Below are 2,416 nucleotides of genomic sequence, written 5' to 3'. Positions count from 1 at the left end.
CCTCTGGCCCGCTTCTGCCTCGGTCGCCTTGCGCACATGCCACGCGCGCCCATCAGGACGGCGGAATGTTGCGGTGACACGCTGTTGGCTGGAGAGGGTCTCGCGCAACAGCCTCCAGCTGTCGTGGATGCCCTGCTCACGCAAGCGCTGGCGGATCACCTGCACGAACTGATATGCCAGCACCGTGATGAACAAGTGCCCCTCAGCACGGACTCCCGTCTTGTGGAAGATCGGACGCAGCCCGAGCTCCGATTTCAAGGAGCGAAACACGGCCTCGATACCCCATCACAGAAACCGCTATAGAAGTTTTTTTGACAGCGCCGCAAACGCCACCAATACTTGATTCAAAGGCGTTATTGAGGCTTGCGCAATGGCTGGATCAGCGGCGTGACGCGTCCGGCTCCGATCGACTGGAGCACCCTGCCGCTGATTGCCCTGCTGAGCCAGTTGGTGGAACGCCAACTGCAGCCCGCCCAGGGGCAGGAGACCGTCGATGAGTGCCACCCTCTCACCGGTCCAACGCCCGGCGGCCGCGTTCGTGGTCGGCAAGATCCAGGCGTGCCATCTCAACCGTCTCGCCATCGTCTATGTGCGCCAGTCGACGCTGCAGCAGGTCGAGCGCAATCAGGAATCGACCCGGCTGCAATACGCCCTGACTGAGCGGGCGGTTGCACTCGGCTGGGCACCTGAGCATGTTGAGGTCATCGATGATGACCTCGGGCGCTCCGGGGCAAGCGCCGAGGGGCGTCCGGGCTTTCAGCGCCTGATGAGCGAGGTCAGCCTGGATCATGTTGGCCTGGTGCTCGGCATCGAGAGTTCGCGCTTAGCGCGCAGCTCGCGTGACTGGTACCAGCTGCTGGAGGTCTGCGCGTTATTCTCCACGCTGATTGGCGACGCCGACGGCCTGTATGATCCTCAGACGTATAACGATCGGTTGCTGCTAGGACTCAAGGGGACCATGTCCGAAGCCGAGCTGCACATCCTCAAGCAACGCATGCTCGAAGGCAAGCGGGCCAAGGCGCGCCGTGGCGAGCTCAAGACCTTGCTGCCCATGGGCTATGTGCGCGCACCCTCCGGGGCGGTGACCAAAGACCCGGACGCCCAAGCGCGCGGGGTGATCGAGACCCTCTTCGTGCAGTTTCAGCGCTGCGCAACGATCAACGGGGTGCTGCGCTATCTGGTTGAGCATCAGCTCCAACTGCCCTATCGGGTGATCAGCGGTGCGCAGACCGGGCAGCTGCAATGGCGCCGGCCCAACCGCGTCACGCTCAGCAACCTGCTGCACAACCCCACCTATGCCGGCGCCTATGTCTATGGCCGTCGTCCCACCGACCCGCGCCGCCGCCAGCCGGGGCGTCCCTCTACCGGACGCACGGTCGCCGGCCCCGAGCAGTGGGAGGTCCTACTCAAGGATCGCCTACCGGCCTACATCAGCTGGGCGCAGTACGAGGCCAATCTGCGTCAGCTCGCCGCCAACAGGGCACAGGCTGGAGGTGTCGCTCGTCAAGGCCCCTCGTTGCTGTCAGGACGCCTCGTGTGCGGGCGCTGTGGCCTGAGCATGGTGACCCAATACACCAACAATGCCACGGGGTTGCGCTACAGCTGCTCACGCGATGCGGTCGACTATGGTGCGCCGCGGTGTCAATCGCTTAGCGGTGCGACGCTGGACGCCTTGATCACGCGCCTGGTGTTGGACGCCCTGCAGCCGGCGGCCTTGGAGATCAGTCTGCAGGTCGCCGACGACCTCGACGGTGAACGCGCGCGCCATCATGCGGCCTGGCAACAGCGACTTGAGCGGGCACGCTACGAAGCGGAGCGCGCTGAGCGCCAGTACCACGGGGTCGAGCCCGAGCATCGCTTAGTGGCACGGACCTTGGAGGCGCAGTGGGAGGCGGCCTTGAGTGCTGAGACGCACCTCAAGGCTGACGATGCGCGTTTTCTCGCCAACGCGCCTCAAACGCTCTCGGAGACCGAGCGCGCGCGCATCCGCGCGCTGGCTGCGGACATCCCCGCGCTCTGGAAGGCCAAGACCACGACCGATGCCGAACGCCAAGCGATCGTCCGCCAGCTCATCGAGCGCGTGATCGTGACCGTCATCGATGACAGCGAGCGCGTGGCCGTGGAGGTCCACTGGATCGGCGGCCATCACACCCGCACCCACTTGATGCGACCTGTGGCACGCTTGGAGCAACTGAGCTATTACCCGCAACTGCTCGCTCGCGTGCTGGCGTTGCATCAGGCCGGACAGCGCTGTACGCAGATCGCCGAGCAGCTCAACGCCGAAGGCTGGCGACCGGCGAAACGCCGGGCCACGTTCAATGGCTCCATGGTCGCCAATCTACTCGCCCACCAGGGCCTACCCGCGGGCGCGACCCATGCCAAGGCGGCGCCATGGCCAGAGCGCGACGCCCATGAA

1 protein-coding gene and 1 pseudogene are annotated in these 2,416 nt (G+C 65.2%); one reads left to right on the top strand and one right to left on the bottom strand.

All coding sequences use genetic code 11. The annotated features are described in order from the left end of the window. Positions 1 to 279 (bottom strand): annotated as a pseudogene (locus VBE63_RS27485) (transposase); the annotation flags it as partial. 214 nt (positions 280 to 493) lie between these two features. Here VBE63_RS27485 and VBE63_RS27480 point away from each other — a divergent pair. Next, positions 494 to 2,416, top strand: a 1,923-nt coding sequence (locus VBE63_RS27480; RefSeq protein ID WP_323686172.1) for a recombinase family protein, incomplete at its 3' end; no start/stop codon positions are given.

The sequence above is a fragment of the Lamprobacter sp. genome (assembly GCF_034860625.1).
Classification (GTDB): domain Bacteria; phylum Pseudomonadota; class Gammaproteobacteria; order Chromatiales; family Chromatiaceae; genus Lamprobacter.
This window is presented reverse-complemented; position numbering and strand designations above follow the sequence as displayed.